17 protein-coding genes and 1 tRNA gene are annotated in these 15238 nt (G+C 56.2%); 7 read left to right on the plus strand and 11 right to left on the minus strand.

Features of this window, described 5'->3' with window-relative positions:
• Window positions 1-14: 14 nt before the first annotated feature.
• The 3 genes from GS636_RS20380 to GS636_RS20390 all read right to left on the minus strand — a co-directional run bounded on the left by GS636_RS20380 (window position 15) and on the right by GS636_RS20390 (window position 2222).
• Window positions 15-536: a GNAT family N-acetyltransferase gene (locus tag GS636_RS20380; RefSeq protein ID WP_171672099.1), complete on the minus strand. Its 522-nt coding sequence runs from the start codon at window positions 534-536 to the stop codon at window positions 15-17.
• Window positions 533-1087 (minus strand): helix-turn-helix domain-containing protein, encoded by a 555-nt coding sequence (locus GS636_RS20385; RefSeq protein WP_171672101.1) that lies wholly within the window; start codon window positions 1085-1087, stop codon window positions 533-535. Before GS636_RS20385 ends, GS636_RS20380 begins: the two co-directional genes overlap by 4 nt.
• Window positions 1088-1205: 118 nt before the next feature.
• On the minus strand, window positions 1206-2222 hold the full coding sequence (locus tag GS636_RS20390; protein WP_171672104.1) for a Fe(3+) ABC transporter substrate-binding protein: 1017 nt from the start codon (window positions 2220-2222) through the stop codon (window positions 1206-1208).
• A gap of 249 nt (window positions 2223-2471) precedes the next feature.
• Between GS636_RS20390 and GS636_RS20395 the strand changes: the two genes are divergently transcribed.
• Entirely contained in the window at window positions 2472-2795 is a 324-nt protein-coding gene (locus GS636_RS20395) for a SemiSWEET transporter (RefSeq protein ID WP_171096698.1), read from the plus strand.
• A 170-nt stretch (window positions 2796-2965) separates the two neighbouring features.
• On the opposite strand, the gene GS636_RS20400 is transcribed toward GS636_RS20395, so the two are convergent.
• From GS636_RS20400 to GS636_RS20420, 5 genes are all read right to left on the minus strand, one after another.
• Entirely contained in the window at window positions 2966-3523 is a 558-nt protein-coding gene (locus GS636_RS20400) for a hypothetical protein (protein WP_171672106.1), read from the minus strand.
• 26 nt (window positions 3524-3549) lie between these two features.
• Window positions 3550-4053, minus strand: a complete 504-nt coding sequence (locus GS636_RS20405) for a hypothetical protein (RefSeq protein WP_171672108.1) — start codon at window positions 4051-4053, stop codon at window positions 3550-3552.
• Entirely contained in the window at window positions 4046-4423 is a 378-nt protein-coding gene (locus GS636_RS20410) for a hypothetical protein (RefSeq protein WP_171096693.1), read from the minus strand. The genes GS636_RS20405 and GS636_RS20410 overlap by 8 nt, the downstream gene beginning before the upstream one ends.
• 210 nt (window positions 4424-4633) lie before the next feature.
• On the minus strand, window positions 4634-4759 hold the full coding sequence (gene ykgO / locus GS636_RS20415; protein WP_008755722.1) for a type B 50S ribosomal protein L36: 126 nt from the start codon (window positions 4757-4759) through the stop codon (window positions 4634-4636).
• 90 nt (window positions 4760-4849) lie between these two features.
• Window positions 4850-4924 (minus strand) — tRNA-Val (locus tag GS636_RS20420).
• Window positions 4925-5072: 148 nt separating this feature from the next.
• On the opposite strand from GS636_RS20420, the gene GS636_RS20425 reads away from it, so the two are divergent.
• Window positions 5073-5933, plus strand: a complete 861-nt coding sequence (locus tag GS636_RS20425; protein WP_171672110.1) for an N-formylglutamate amidohydrolase — start codon at window positions 5073-5075, stop codon at window positions 5931-5933.
• A 2-nt stretch (window positions 5934-5935) separates the two neighbouring features.
• Here the strand turns inward: GS636_RS20425 and GS636_RS20430 are convergent, their stop codons facing one another.
• Window positions 5936-7189 (minus strand): DNA polymerase IV, encoded by a 1254-nt coding sequence (locus GS636_RS20430; RefSeq protein WP_171672112.1) that lies wholly within the window; start codon window positions 7187-7189, stop codon window positions 5936-5938.
• Window positions 7190-7539: 350 nt separating this feature from the next.
• Entirely contained in the window at window positions 7540-8244 is a 705-nt protein-coding gene (pyrF, locus tag GS636_RS20435; RefSeq protein WP_171187892.1) for an orotidine-5'-phosphate decarboxylase, read from the minus strand.
• 140 nt (window positions 8245-8384) lie between these two features.
• On the opposite strand from pyrF, the gene GS636_RS20440 reads away from it, so the two are divergent.
• The 3 genes from GS636_RS20440 to GS636_RS20450 all read left to right on the plus strand — a co-directional run bounded on the left by GS636_RS20440 (window position 8385) and on the right by GS636_RS20450 (window position 12413).
• Window positions 8385-8702, plus strand: a complete 318-nt coding sequence (locus tag GS636_RS20440; protein ID WP_171187890.1) for a hypothetical protein — start codon at window positions 8385-8387, stop codon at window positions 8700-8702.
• Between the two features lie 126 nt (window positions 8703-8828).
• A complete protein-coding gene (gene clpB / locus GS636_RS20445; RefSeq protein ID WP_171672115.1) occupies window positions 8829-11447 on the plus strand; it encodes an ATP-dependent chaperone ClpB in 2619 nt (872 codons plus the stop codon).
• 126 nt (window positions 11448-11573) lie between these two features.
• Window positions 11574-12413 carry a hypothetical protein gene (locus tag GS636_RS20450; RefSeq protein WP_171672117.1) on the plus strand — a complete coding sequence of 280 codons (840 nt, stop codon included), beginning with the start codon at window positions 11574-11576 and terminating at the stop codon, window positions 12411-12413.
• 53 nt (window positions 12414-12466) lie between these two features.
• On the opposite strand, the gene GS636_RS20455 is transcribed toward GS636_RS20450, so the two are convergent.
• Window positions 12467-13282 (minus strand): cyclase family protein, encoded by an 816-nt coding sequence (locus GS636_RS20455; protein ID WP_171096671.1) that lies wholly within the window; start codon window positions 13280-13282, stop codon window positions 12467-12469.
• 301 nt (window positions 13283-13583) lie between these two features.
• On the opposite strand from GS636_RS20455, the gene msrP reads away from it, so the two are divergent.
• Both msrP and msrQ read left to right on the plus strand, forming a co-directional pair.
• Window positions 13584-14486 (plus strand): protein-methionine-sulfoxide reductase catalytic subunit MsrP, encoded by a 903-nt coding sequence (msrP, locus tag GS636_RS20460; RefSeq protein WP_171648800.1) that lies wholly within the window; start codon window positions 13584-13586, stop codon window positions 14484-14486.
• Window positions 14487-14490: 4 nt separating this feature from the next.
• On the plus strand, window positions 14491-15105 hold the full coding sequence (gene msrQ / locus GS636_RS20465) for a protein-methionine-sulfoxide reductase heme-binding subunit MsrQ (protein ID WP_171188207.1): 615 nt from the start codon (window positions 14491-14493) through the stop codon (window positions 15103-15105).
• Window positions 15106-15238: the final 133 nt, after the last annotated feature.

The raw sequence follows: 15238 nt of genomic DNA on the forward strand, positions 1-15238 counted from the left end.
CGCGTCGCCCATCTTCAGACGGACAGGTCTTTGTACATGTACGTGGTCGGTTCCAAACTGGCTTCGAACGGGTTACGGCAATAATTCGGTATTTCCCCTGCAATTTGAAACCCGAGGCTTTGGTACAGCATCCGTGAGGGATCGCTGCTGCGCGTGTCCAGCACCAGCATCGTGCGGTGCAAGCTGCGGGCGTGTTGAAAAAGCGCCGCCATCAAAGCGCGGCCATACCCGCGACGCCGCGCGTTTGGATGAACCAGCAGCTTTGCGACATCCGCACGGTGGGGTTGGTTGGGCATGGCCGCCGGGACAAGTTGCACGGTACCTAAAACGCGCGCGCCGTCATAGGCCGCGAAGATCTCTAAAGCGCCCGCGTTTAATCCCGGCCGCACGTTCTGCTGCCAATAGTTTCGCGCGTCTTCCTGCGCAAAGGGCAGGATAAACCCAATACTGGCCCCGTCATGGACACAGGCGTGCAAAATCTCTGCCAGATCATCTAAGGCGGCATCGAATTCTGAACAAGTCAGACGTGTGATCATACCAGCACCAGTAGATATCGTGCGCCTCGTTCGGCGCCTGTTTCAAACCGGGTCGGACCTGATAGATGATAACGCAGACAATCCCCTGCGCTCAGATCGTGTGGCGTTCCGTCAACCGTCAACGTCAGCGCGCCATCGATCAGGATCAGGTGATGCTCTTGCCCTGATTTGGGTGGCGTCTCATACGTGATCACGGTGTTGCGTGGCAGGTGGCCCTCCACGACCTCAGCGTTCAGACCGTTCGCAGGAGGAGACACGGCGCGGCGGGTGTATCCCGTTTCGGGATCGCTCCATTCTCTCTGATGTTCAAACGGAACCTTGGGGTCAAAACTGTCTTCGACCATCATCAACAGGCGTGACATCGGTAAGTCGTATGCGGCACATAAACGACCAAGGTTTTCTGCCGTGGGGCTGACATCGCCCTTCTCCATCCGAGACAAGGTGGCGCGACTGATGCCACTGTGCTCAGACAATTGGTCCAGAGACCATCCACGCCCGCGGCGGAGTTCATTCAATCGGCTGGCAAGGCGGTTCGAGAGCGTGTCGAGCATGGATCATATAATAGAAAAATTTTCAGATACGAGAAAAATAATTCAAAATAAACAAACTGTAAACGAAAAAAGGGTGCGGAAACCTCGCACCCTTTGTGGTTTGCGTCGAATTGGAAGGTTACTTCCAGCCAACCTCGTTAAAGATCTTTTGCGCTTCGGGAATGTTCTTGGCAACTTCGGACAGGTTCACTTCGTCAGCCTTGAACTCGCCCAAGGTAGCGACAGACTCAGCCAGCGCGACACTAGGTACAGCCGGGTATTCGTCATTACCTGCCGAGAAATATTGCTGCGCCTGATCGCCTGCCAGATACTCAAGGAAGAGGATCGCGTTTTCTTTGTTCGGCGCGTTTGCCGCAACGCCGCCGCCTGACAGATTCATGTGGGCCCCATAACCTTCCTGGTTCGGGAAGACCCAGCCGATCATGTCACGGTCAGCAGACAGGCCTTTGACATCTTTGCGGATTGCGCGCGCAAAGTAATAGGTGTTCGAGACTGCAATGTCGCATTCACCCGATACGATGCCGCGCAGCTGGTCGGTGTCGCCGCCCTGTGGATCACGCGCCATGTTGGCGACAATACCTTCTGCCCAGGTTTTCGCGGCGTCGGCGCCTTCGTGGGTGATGATCGAGGCCAACAGGGTCTGGTTGTACGTGTTGGTCGACGAGCGGATGCAGATCAGGCCCTTATACTCTGGCTTGGCCAAATCGGCATAAGTGGCCGGTGGGTTGGTGACGTTTTCTTTGTTGTAAAAGATAATCCGACCGCGCTGCGAAAAGCCAAACCATTGATTGTCGCTGTCTTGCAGATTCGCGGGGATACGTTCTTCCAGGGTTGCGCTTTCGATGGCCTGCAAGATGCCTGCGTCTTTGGCGCGAGCCAGGCGCGAAGTGTCGACCGTCAGCATAACGTCTGCGGGCGAGTTTGCGCCTTCGGCTTCCATCCGCGCGATCAATTCGTCGGCTTTGCCTTCGATGCGATTGATCTTGATGCCGGTTGCGTCTTCGAAATCAGTATACAGACGTTCATCGGTGTCATAGTGGCGCGACGAATAAAGGTTCAGTTCCCCTTCAGCGACGGCGGAGGTGGCAATCAATGCCGACAGTGCGGCGACGATGCAGGTGGAGGAGTTCAGCATGATGCGTCCCATTGTTGAATTCAGAGAGCGGACATTAATCCGACTGATTTGATCAATTATACGATTCCCGGCGGGATGCAAGGAAATCTGACGAAAATAGTTGGGTAAATGTCAGAAAGAGGTATTGGGTGAAACCTGAAACACTTTTTTGCACGTATTGGCGGCAGGGGCCGAGCGAGTTAGTTTGGGATTACAGCTTTTCTGCGACAGGCAGAGTCGGATTGAGTAGTGCACGAAAAGGATCAGTTGATGCCCGAAACACTTGCGGAAAAACTGGAAAAATCAAACCTTGGACATTGGATGGCGCGCTACGAAAGCTTCATGGTTTTTGTAGGTGTCGTCGGACCATTTGCGACCCTGCCGCAACTGATGAAGCTCTATTTTACGCATACAGAACACGCGACTGGCCAGTCTTTGGTGTCATGGTCGCTGTATGCCGCTGTCTCATTCCTGTGGTTCGCTTACGGTTTGATTGTTGGGAAGCTGCCGATCTATGTCGGCAATGGCATCTCAATGGTTCTGAACATCTTGATGGTGATCGGAATTCTAATTCACGCCGGAGTCACGTTCTAAAAAGCGTCAGGCGCAGGTAACCCCCGCCAAACGGCGCAGTTCCCTACATCTTTTTTTGGGTCTAGCCGCCGATGTTCATGGAAATGGCGCTGTGTCATACGGTACGCGAAATTGCCACCTTTGCGACGCGCCGCCCTGTATTCTGACAATCTGAACTGCCCACGACTAAGCTACTGTCGTTTCTTTGACTGTTTTCCAGCCTGGCGAGGCTGTGGGGCCGGCTCAGGCTCGGGGTCGGGGTCTTCACCCATGACCGGATTTTCGGCAAGCATCGCCGCCGTCACAGCCTCCATATATTTCTGAAGCAAAATAGGGGGGGCCGCAGGTGCCAGTTTGATGGTCAACCTGCTCGCGCCTTCCTGGCTGTATGCGTAGCGAGAGGAATAGCTGGCATTGACCTGTGCGGCCACCGGACCCCAGCCGCCTTTGACGGATGCACTGCCTGACTTTTCCTTTTGTTTCGTCATCGAGATCGCCATTTTCACTTCGATCTCAGCTTCCTGAACGGCATAAAACGCGGGAAGAAACCCCATCGAAACAAGGCTGAATTCTTTGCCGGGTCCACTTGGGTTGGACAGGTCGGGCAGCATAATCTTCTGATCGGCCATGTATTTGGCAACATCGGTCGAATGACGATCCAGTTCTGATTGCGACTCGGCGACGGAAAGGGCCAGTTTTTGAACCATTTCCGCAAAGGGGACGTTTAGCAATTCCTGCCCGATACTCATCTTCGAACTCCTGTTCCAAATTCAGTCTACTTGATAATTTTCGTGGGGGACCGCCTCCTGACGGAAAATGTGACTTTTGAAGCGTTCTGGCTGATCACCTGCTTCTTTGCATTGGTCGCAATCTGGGCGGTTTCACCATCCTGACCCAATCCAACAAAGGCTTCGACTTTCACGTTGTCGATGGTGAAATCGTCGCTGTCGTTAGATCCGGCCAGAATCTGTTCTCCCAGTGCTTGCGAGAATTTCTGCGCGTCGACGATCTGCGTGTCTTTATCGTCTGCCATCACCTCGGCGGCAGCACTGGCCAATGGGCTCGTCACGGGCGGCAAACTGGCCCCGACCATCATTTCACCGCCATCCTCCAACTCATCAATCCTGTCTTCCAGGTCCGAGATGGTCTGCCTTAGTTCGTTTTCACGTGTCTCCATGGCGGTCAGCCTGTCCGAAAGAGACTTGAGCAAAAGCGTAAACGCTTCGGGCATTTCGGTAACCCGAACTTCTATCGGTTGCTTTCGATCAGACTCAGCCATCTTCGGGCCTGCCGGTCTCATCCTCGTGAACGGGTCCGGGGACAAAACGCATGCGCATGGTGGACGCGCTTTTTGAGTCGAGCGTATCGGTCTGCGTCAGCTTTGGGCCCCAAAGAAAGCTGAACAGCCTGTCTTCTTCCCCTTGCTCGCTGGACATTTCCATGACCACTTTCAGTTCAACGTCGACATCTTGCATATGATAAAAGACAGGCGGTATGCCCATGTCGCGCAGTTCCTGCGGATAGTTCTTTAGTGCTTCCAACTGATCTCTGCTCAGTTGTTCCGCAGCCTGGGCAACGCTTTTACCGATATCGGCAACCATGTCCGTCAGAGTTGTACCAAATATTGCATGAGGGTCATCGTTGGCCAAATCAGACCTCCTGACATCATAAATCGATCAAACGTTAACACGAGAACGACTTATAACAATGAGAAATGTCAGGTTAAGACTTCGCCGCTTTTGGCGAGCGAATTACAGCGGCAACGCATGTTTGGGCAGGCTCGCCATTCGCAGATTGTTGTCAGGCACAAAAAAACCGCGCTGAAAGGCGCGGTTCTTTAAAAGCTATTTAAGCAGTTCTTAGCCTTGACGAGCTTTGAACTTGCGCTGCGTCTTGTTGATCACGTAGACGCGGCCTTTGCGACGCACAATACGGCAATCACGGTGCCGGTTCTTGAGCGAGCGGAGCGAGTTCTTGACCTTCATGGTCTGTCTCCAATCTGCGGCGCCTTCATCAAAGACGTGGCCAGCGCCTGGGTTAGTCGGGTGCCCCGGAAGCCCGGAACAGTGAATAGATGGTGGGCGGTACAAGGATCGAACTTGTGACCCCTTCGATGTCAACGAAGTGCTCTACCGCTGAGCTAACCGCCCACGTTCCCGATGCATGTCCTGCCCCATAACGAAATGGGGCGCGGATCACCGCGCCGGTAGCGGGGTCTATAAAAGGAGTCGTTCAGGGGTTCAAGGGGTTTGGAAGAACAATTTTCCAGTCTATGTTGATTACGAACATGGAGTGATCATGCAGAACGCAGCCTTTGTATTGGATATGCCTGAAAACCGCAGTTCATGCGTGGTTTTTTCATCCCCACACAGCGGGCGAGAGTATCCTGAGGCTTTTCTGAAAAGCTCGGTGCTGAATCAAAACGTGATTCGATCGTCGGAAGATGCCTTTGTGGATCAACTGTTTGCCCCTGCTGCTGAATACGGTGCACCCTTGATCAAGGCAGCCATGCCGCGTGCGTATCTGGATTTGAATCGCAGTCTGGATGAGCTGGACCCGGCCCTGATCAGCGGTGCGCGCAGACATGGGCACAACCCGCGAGTCGCTTCTGGGTTAGGGGTGATTCCCCGCGTCGTGGCTAACGGTCGGGCAATCTACAGCGGAAAGCTGACCATGGATGAAGCGCGGTTGCGTATCGATACCTACTGGCGTCCCTATCACGCACGATTGAAATCCCTGCTGGCCGAATCGCATGAGAAATTTGGTCAGGCAATATTGGTGGATTGCCACTCGATGCCGCACGAGGCGGTTTCAATGGCCGGTACGGCGCGCAGCAAACGTCCGGATATTGTGTTAGGCGATCGGTTTGGCGCGTCAGCGTCTTCGGAAATCGTGGACCTTGTTGAATCGGCCTTTGCTGCGGCAGGATTGATCGTGGCGCGAAACGCGCCGTTCGCCGGGGCCTATGTCACCCAGACCTATGGCCGTCCGGGGCGCCATCAGCACGCCATTCAGATCGAGATCGACCGCTCACTCTATATGAACGAAGAGAAGATCACGCCAAATGCCAATTTTATGGCATTTTCGAAGCTCTTGCGGCAGGTGGTGCGCGAAATTGCCAGCATCGGGTCGGAACCGGTTCGTTTGGCGGCCGAATAACCTCAGCGCAGCGCACGGCCTTTTACGATGGCATCCGAGCCAAACCTTTGTCGGATCTCGTCGGTGGCCCGTTCCGCCTGCGATCTACGTGCAGCGCCCGGATCAAGCAGATCGCCCGAGATGTCGGCCTGATCTGCCGGGCACAGATCAGACAAACCACATCCCAAAAGCCGGTAAGGCCCCTGATCGCCCACCTGATCAAACAACCCTTTTGCTGTGCGATAGATCCTATCGGCGATCTGGGTCGCATCGCGAAGTGACACGCGTCGGGTCAGGGTTTTGTGATTGGCCTTCTTCAGTTTGAGCGTGACAACCCGTCCGGCCAGATCTTTGGCCTTAGCCCGATCCGAAACTTTCAGTGCCATACGCCACAAATGCCCGTCCAGGATCTCGGGGTTGGCCGTATCTTCAAAAAATGTGGTCTCGTTGCTGATGGATTTCATAGGCTCATGAGCCGAGACACGCCGTTTGTCCTGCCCCCGGGCCAGATGCCACAGGCGATACCCCATCGCGCCGAAGCGTTCCGTCAGCGCCTCTTGATCCCAGCGCAGCAAATCGTTGAAGGTTCGTATCCCCGCCCGGTCCAGCGACTCTTGCGCCGCTGGGCCAATGCCCCAGATCAGCCGCACGGGTTTGTCGTTCAGGAACGTTGCCGTTTCGGCCTTTCCGATCACCGAAAAACCTCGCGGTTTGTCGAGGTCTGACGCAACCTTGGCGAGGAACTTGTTGTGGCTCAGCCCGATGGACCCTGTCACGCCCAGCTCCTCCTTCATGCGTTTGACCAGGCGCGCCAGCATGACGGCGGGCGGCGCTCCGTGCAGGCGTTCAGTGCCTGACAGATCCATGAACGCCTCGTCCAGAGAGAGTGGTTCCACGACCGGCGTCAACTCATCCATCATGGCGCGGATGTCGCGCGACACTTCGGCGTAAACGGACATACGTGGTTTGATTACCACCGCGTCCGGGCAGAGTTGCAGCGCTTTGAACATGGGCATCGCGGAGCGCACGCCGCGGATTCGGGCCACGTAACACGCCGTTGAAACCACACCCCGTTTCCCGCCACCAATGATGACAGGCTTGTCCGCAAGCTCGGGATTGTCGCGCTTTTCAACCGATGCATAGAAGGCGTCGCAATCCATATGAGCGATGGACAGGTCAAAGAGCTCGGGGTGCAACTTGACCCTGGGGCTGCCGCAGGCCGGACAGCGCCGTTCGTTTGTCAAAGGTGTCAGGCAATCTCGGCAAAGACCGGGCATCTGCGCCCTCATGCGTTCCGCAGTTGGCTAGGACGTCACTTATACCAGCTTCGGCGCTGGATCAAAGCTCCGGTTTTGCGGCAGGGCTTTCTGAAAAGAAGCCCCCCGCTGCGTGGCGGGGGGAAGTAACGAACCTCAGGAAGAAGCGGTTCGTTGGGGAGTATTGCCCTCAGAATCGCTGAATTTCCCAAGTTTCGATAGTCCGATGACGGTTTCGCAAAAACTCGTAATTTGAATGTGTGTTTTCCGGCACAGGGACGATTTGGCGCGGTTTCCCCACAAAGTGACGCTAGGTCAACTTGTTATCTGGCAAACCGAACGTGCAAACCTGACGAATTGATCTGGTTCAGTCAGTGAACTTTCAAAGAATTTAGCTCTGCCAGAACGGCTTCGGCAGCGGCTTTCGGGTCTTGTGACTGATAAATCGGACGGCCAACCACGATGTGATCTGCACCATCCAGAATCGCACTGGCTGGCGTAGCCACACGTTTCTGATCACCCAGCGCAGCACCGGCAGGGCGCACACCGGGGGTGACAATCAGGCGACCTTCGGCTTGGGGCAGCGCGCGGATCAGGGCGGCCTCCTGCGGGCTAGCGATGACGCCATCTGCTCCGGCTTCCAGCGCCTTGGCGGCGCGTTCGACAACCAAATCTTGCACGTCGCCGTCTTTCAGAAGGCTGGCGTCCAGATCGTCACGGTTCAGCGAAGTCAGGATCGTCACAGCGAGGATTTTCAGGTCTTTGCCCGAAGCCCCTTCTTTTGCGGCGCGCACCACATGCGGGTCGCCATGCACGGTCAGAAAATCCAGATCGAACTGCGCCAGCCCCCGTACGGCGTTTTCCACCGTATTGCCGATGTCGAACAGTTTCATGTCCAGAAAGATGCGTTTGCCGTGGTCTTGTTTCAGTTCGTTGGCCAAAGCCAAACCACCACCGGTCAGCATACCCAAACCAATTTTATAAAAAGACACGCTGTCGCCCAACCGTTCAGCCATGGCCAGACCTTGCAGGGCATTGGGGACATCGAGGGCTACGATCAGACGGTCATCGGACATGGGGCGCTCCTTTTTGGCAAACGTCTGCGTCCTAACGGGTTCGGGCGGTTCTGTCCATCTTCGAGGCTGGGCGCGGACACGTTCATTTTGTGCTATCGTGCCGGGCATTGAGCACTTGATTTCAGAGTAAGGGACAGAAAATGAAAAAGCTGGTTGTGCTGGGCGTATTGGTTGCGCTGGCTGCATGTGACGAAACCCCGCCCGAAACACCGGAAACCGGGGCTGCTCCTGCACCGGCGAATGATGATCTGCGTCTTGTGGGTGGCTACAGGTCCGAGGATGATTGGTGCCAGCTTACGGGCGAAACAGCCTTTACTGGAAATTTCCTGGATCACACGGCCGATCTGGTGTCGTGCCCGACGGGAAGTGCGGCGGCGCAGTCTTTGGTGGATGATCTGGGTGCGGTTCAGGTTGCCGAGACCGGGGGTTACACCGTTTACACCATACAGCGCGAATAGCGGTGATTTCTGCGTCTTAGCCTCTTGAACCGGCAAAGATATTTCCCAGATTGAATGTGAGGCTTCGACCGATATGTGCCGCCAAGCGGGCATGTCAAAACGGGGCGCTTGGAAAAGGAGAATATCATGGACTTGAACAAGTTCACCGAGCGGGCACGGGGATTCGTGCAGGCTGCGCAGACCATTGCGCTGCGCGAAGGGCACCAGAGGCTGGAGCCCACGCATATACTCAAAGCATTGATGGATGACGATCAGGGGCTGGCCAGCAACCTGATCACACGCGCAGGCGGCGCGCCAAATCGCGTGGTTGAAGCGCTGGACGCGGCCATGGGTAAGATCCCGAAGGTCAGCGGCGACGCGAGCCAGATTTACATGGACGGCCAAACCGCCAAAGTTCTGGACGAGGCTGCCAAGATCGCCACCAAAGCGGGCGATAGCTTTGTGCCGGTTGAACGAGTACTGATGGCGCTGTGCATGGTGAAATCCAAAGCCAAGGAGGCGTTGGAGGCCGGGGCTGTATCCGCCCAGAAGCTGAATGAGGCGATCAATGACATCCGCAAGGGTCGCACCGCTGACACCGCATCGGCGGAAGAGGGCTATGACGCGCTCAAGAAATACGCGCGCGATCTGACTGAAGCTGCGGCTGAAGGTAAGATTGACCCGATCATCGGGCGGGATGAGGAAATCCGCCGCTCGATGCAGGTTCTGTCGCGCCGTACCAAGAACAACCCGGTTCTGATCGGGGAACCTGGCGTGGGTAAAACCGCGATTGCCGAAGGCATGGCCCTGCGCATCGTCAACGGCGATGTACCGGAATCGCTGAAGGACAAGAAGCTGCTGGCGCTCGACATGGGCGCGCTGATTGCTGGCGCGAAATACCGTGGTGAGTTCGAAGAACGACTCAAGGCCGTTCTGACCGAAGTCACTGAGGCCGCCGGTGAGATCATTCTGTTCATTGATGAGATGCATACGCTGGTTGGGGCCGGGAAGTCCGACGGCGCGATGGATGCTGCCAACCTGATCAAGCCTGCGCTTGCCCGGGGTGAGCTGCATTGTATCGGCGCGACCACGCTGGACGAGTATCGAAAATACGTGGAAAAAGACGCGGCCCTTGCGCGCCGGTTCCAGCCTGTGATGGTGACCGAGCCAACCGTCGAGGATACGATCAGCATCCTGCGGGGCATCAAGGAAAAGTACGAGTTACACCATGGCGTGCGTATCTCGGATTCGGCATTGGTGTCGGCGGCGACGCTCTCGCATCGCTACATCACTGACAGGTTCCTGCCAGATAAAGCCATCGACCTTGTCGATGAGGCAGCGTCGCGCCTGCGGATGGAGGTGGATAGTAAGCCGGAAGAGCTCGACCAGCTGGATCGCCAGATCCTGCAGATGCAGATCGAGGAAGAGGCGCTGAAGCTTGAAGACGACGCGGCCTCGAAGGATCGACTGGAAACCTTGCAAAAGGATCTTGCCGATCTGCAGGAGAAATCTGCCGAGATGACGGCCCAATGGCAGGCCGAACGCGACAAGCTGGCCGGTGCCCGTGATCTGAAGGAACAGCTCGACAAGGCGCGCGCTGATCTGGAAATCGCCAAGCGCGAAGGCAATCTCGCAAAAGCCGGGGAACTGTCCTATGGCGTCATCCCAGAGCTTGAGAAGAAGTTGACCGAGGCCGAAAACGCCGAAAGCAATGCGATGATGGCCGAGGAAACGGTGCGCCCGACTCAGATCGCTGCTGTGGTCGAGCGCTGGACGGGTATCCCGACCTCGAAAATGCTGGAAGGGGAGCGTGAGAAGCTGCTGCGGATGGAAGACGATCTGCATTCCCGCGTGATCGGTCAGGATGCGGCGGTCACTGCTGTTGCCAACGCCGTGCGTCGTGCGCGTGCTGGTCTGAACGACGAAGGTCGCCCGCTGGGTTCGTTCCTGTTCCTCGGGCCCACCGGCGTGGGGAAAACTGAGCTGACCAAGGCTGTGGCGAACTTTCTGTTCGACGACGACAATGCGATGGTGCGTATCGACATGTCCGAGTTCATGGAGAAACACGCGGTCGCCCGTCTGATCGGTGCCCCTCCGGGCTATGTCGGATATGACGAAGGCGGTGTGCTGACCGAAGCCGTGCGGCGCAGGCCCTATCAGGTTGTGCTGTTTGACGAAGTCGAAAAGGCGCACCCGGATGTGTTCAACGTGCTGTTGCAGGTTCTTGACGATGGTGTGCTGACCGATGGTCAGGGCCGCACCGTGGACTTCAAGCAGACGCTGATCATCCTGACGTCGAACCTTGGGTCTCAGGCGCTCAGCCAGTTGCCCGAAGGTGCGGACAGCGCGCAGGCACGACGGGATGTGATGGATGCGGTCCGGGCGCATTTCCGGCCGGAATTCCTGAACCGTCTGGACGAAACCATCATCTTTGACCGGCTCAAGCGGGCCGATATGGATGGCATCGTTGATATCCAGATGGCGCGTCTGCAGAAACGTCTGGCTGCCCGCAAGATCGAGCTGGCGCTGGACGACGGTGCCAAGGAATGGCTGGCCAACGAAGGCTATGATCCGGTCTTTGGCGCGCGTCCGTTGAAGCGCGTGATCCAGCGCGCGCTTCAGAACCCGTTGGCCGAAGCGCTGCTGGCCGGTGAGATCAAGGACGGCGAGACCGTTCCCGTCACCGCGGGTCCAGACGGGCTGATCATAGGCGACCGGCTTGGGACGTCAGACCGACCCCGTCCTGATGATGCCGTGGTGCATTAATTTCCCAACTCAGAAAACCCGCCATTCCGGCGGGTTTTTTGTTATTCTGACTTAGCCGTCCGCATTATTCGGCTAGGGCGCGCGCAACTGATACTGTTTGAACCTTTTTTGCGAGTGAATTTTCTTATGTCTCAGGAAGACGCGAACCAGAGATTGGACAAGATTGAAGACGCAATCGTCCTGCTTACGAAACTATCCACGCCCAAACCAAAGACCTTTTGGGATCGGATTCCCACCGACAAAATTCGAGACGCCATCTACATCATCGGCATCCCGGCCCTGTTGTTCACAACCTATCTGGAATTCGACAAGTTCTATCTCAGCCGCGAGGACATCCGGCTCGAGGAAAAGCGTAATACGGCTATATCGCGACTGGACCAGCTACAGGATATCAACAGCGAGATTTATCAGCTTCAGACTCAGGGTGATGAAAATGTCGCCTTTGCGTTGATCGAAGCGAAACGCGGTCAGATCGCGCGTTTGACTGACACTGTTTATCTGACCTGGGTTGAACAGCCCGAGATGCTGAAGCGTCACGACCTCAATGCGTTGGCAGAGGCATTGTTGGTGCAGAGTCGGACTGATGACGCGTTGCGGGTTGCCAGTACAGTCGCGGTGGATGATCTGAAACCGATCGACGCGATTGACCAGCAGATACTCAAGGCGCGGATTCAATTTGCGCAAGGCCCTGCTCAGGACATAGAAGCCGCGCGGCAGCACCTGCGAGAGGCTGTTCCGCTTGTTGAAGAAATCGAACGATCGGGCAGCCAGTTTCTGATGCAGGAAAAAATGTTGCAGGTGCGTCTGATTAACGAAGCCTGGCTAGGGGAGCCCTGCGAGACTTTGGCGCCAATGGCGGATGCGCTGGCAGAGCTGAGGGCGTTTAACCTGGAAGCAGGTTCTGTTGAGGATCAGTATCAATCCGCAGTCACCGTGCGTGCGGTCAGGTCCAAATGCCGTCAATGAGGGCAAGAACACCACCAGGATGGTGGAGTTCTTTCAGTCATCATTCAGTGAGTTCAAACCAACGCAAAGATCCGCGCCGGGCCTCCTGTGCCACCTGCATGTTTCGGTGCGCCGATAACAAGTGTCGCGCCGGATGCCGGCACCCGATCCAGATTGGCCAGACATTCAATCCCAAACCGACCTGAGGGCAGCCATGCGTAGTGGGTGGCAAAATCTGCCGACATGCCGTGATCCAGCGACAGTGTATCCACAGCAATCGATCGCGCGCCGGTGTCCTCCATCAGCATCTGCGCCGCTTCGACATGAAAGCCGGGATAGTGCTGCGCTTCGCCATCGAAGTTGCGGAATCCGTCTGTAGCGGTCTTGCTGCCCCAACCTGAATGCATCGCTACGCAGGCCCCATCGGGGATGTCTCCATTTGCTGCGATCCACGCTTTCAGATCGTCTGGTGTGACACGTGTGTCTGCATCGTCTGCCGCGCGGGCGGCGATATCCACGACGCACAATGGGGCCACCAGATCGTTGACAGGGATCTCATCAACCGAGGTGCCATCCGCCGAAAAGTGAAGCGGAGCGTCGATATGGGTGCCGGTATGTTCATTGATCGAAAGGTTGAACAGGTTGAAACCGTGATCTGCAAAGTTGAAAGGCTGTTCAGCCGAAATACCGGGATCCCCGCCCCATGTCGGAAATTCCGGGCTGAGCGTGTGGGTCATGTCCTCGACACTGCCATGTCCTGCGGCCAGAGCTGCAGGGGCCGTGCCACCGGTTGCGACGGCGGCAACGCTTGTTGCAGCCGCAGCTTTGAAGAACCCACGCCGAGACAGCATCCTCTCTTTGACGGCGCTCATTACACAGATGTCACACATAATTCTTCCTCCCTTTCTGCAGCGATACGGCTGCAATGGCAGGCAAGCAACGCGCAGGATCGCGTGCGATACCTGCGTGACAGAGTGCAGTCTGGTAGGCGCTTTTGTAAAGGTTTCCGGAAAACAGTTCGGCCAAAGCAGTCGTTAAGAACAGCTGTACAGGCAGAATACTCCGGTCTTTGCGAGGTGTCCGATTTGAGAACGTTACAGTCACTTCGCTCAATCGTTACGCCTGTTTCGCTGGCGCTATGCTATCAGCGCATTACGTCAACACAGACATAAGTACCTAACGGAGACCCATATGGCGCATCGCTGGACCAATACTTTGACACAAGCCGACGTCACCCCGCAGGTGGCGTTCCTGAACCGGCGGCAGGTAATGGCCGGGCTGGCGGGTGTCGGACTGACCGCGATGGCGCGCCCGGCTGCGGCGCAAGACGCGCTGGAACCGAACACATGGGAAGAGATCACCACCTACAACAACTATTATGAGTTCGGGACCGGTAAAGACGATCCTGCCAAATATGCCGGATCTCTGGTGACTGAGCCCTGGAGCGTCAAGATAGACGGTTTGGTGGATCGCCCGGGCGAGTATGACTTCAAGGACATTCTGTCAGAGATGACCGTCGAAGAGCGGATATACCGTTTCCGATGCGTCGAAGCCTGGTCCATGGTCATTCCGTGGAACGGGTTCGAGCTTGCCGACTTGCTGAATATGGCCGGTGTTCAGGAAGGCGCGAAATATGTGGCTTTCGAAACTGCATACCGCCCTGATGAAATGCCCGGAACCCGATTCCCGATTCTCGAATGGCCGTATCGTGAGGGGTTGCGCCTGGATGAGGCGATGCACCCGCTGACGATCATGGCCACAGGAATTTACGGGAAAACAATTCCGAACCAGAATGGCGCGCCTTTGCGTTTGGTGGTTCCATGGAAATATGGGTTCAAGTCGATCAAGTCGATTGTACGCATCACGCTGACCGATGTAGAGCCGCCCACAAGCTGGAACATGTCCAACCCGCGCGAATACGGATTTTACAGCAATGTGAATCCGAACGTAGATCACCCGCGTTGGTCTCAGGCGTCCGAGCGTCGCATTGGGGGCGGCCTGTTTGCCAAACGAATCCCCACTCTGATGTTCAACGGTTATGAGGAAGAGGTCGCCAGCCTTTATGAAGGCTTGGATCTGGCCAAAAACTACTAAGACCATGCAGGCCGTGAACCAGATATTCCGCCGTATTCCGGTATGGGCCATTTACCTGCTTGGGGCGCTACCTGCGCCCTGGCTGTTCTATCTGGGCCTGACCGGGGGGTTGGGCATCGACCCGATCGAAGCGTTGGAGCATCGCTATGGCGAACTGGCCCTGCAACTTCTGATCGCTGGTCTGGCAATCACGCCACTGCGCCGGTTCACTGGTTTGAACCTTATGAAGTTCCGGCGTGCGATCGGAGTGCTGACATTTTCTTATGTAAGCCTGCATCTTTTGGTTTGGCTGATCTTGGATGTACAGCTTCCCAGTCAGATCTGGGCGGACATTCTCAAGCGTCCCTACATCACGGTTGGAATGGCGGCCTTCCTTCTTTTGGTGCCGCTGGCGGTGACATCCAACAATTGGTCGGTGCGCAGGTTAGGGCCGCGTTGGCGCAAGCTCCACCGTCTGGTGTACCCAATCGCGCTATTGGGTGCCTTGCACTACGTGATGTTGGCCAAAGGGTTCCAGATCGAGCCGCTGGTCTATCTGACGATCATTCTCGCACTTCTTGCCCTGCGCTTACCGATGCCGCGACTCGTTTCCGGATCAAAGACGGCCGATTCAGCCTGACTCGGAAGCGAGTCTGTGGGTAACTGTTTGTACAAGGGTGCGGTGCTGCGAGTTTTGGGGTGTCGCAAGCGAGTTTCGGCCCTATCTTCTGTCTTTATTATCGACTAACCTTTTGATTTTGTTTTATTATTTG

It is taken from the genome of Ruegeria sp. HKCCD4884 (assembly GCF_013110855.1).
Lineage (GTDB): Bacteria > Pseudomonadota > Alphaproteobacteria > Rhodobacterales > Rhodobacteraceae > Ruegeria.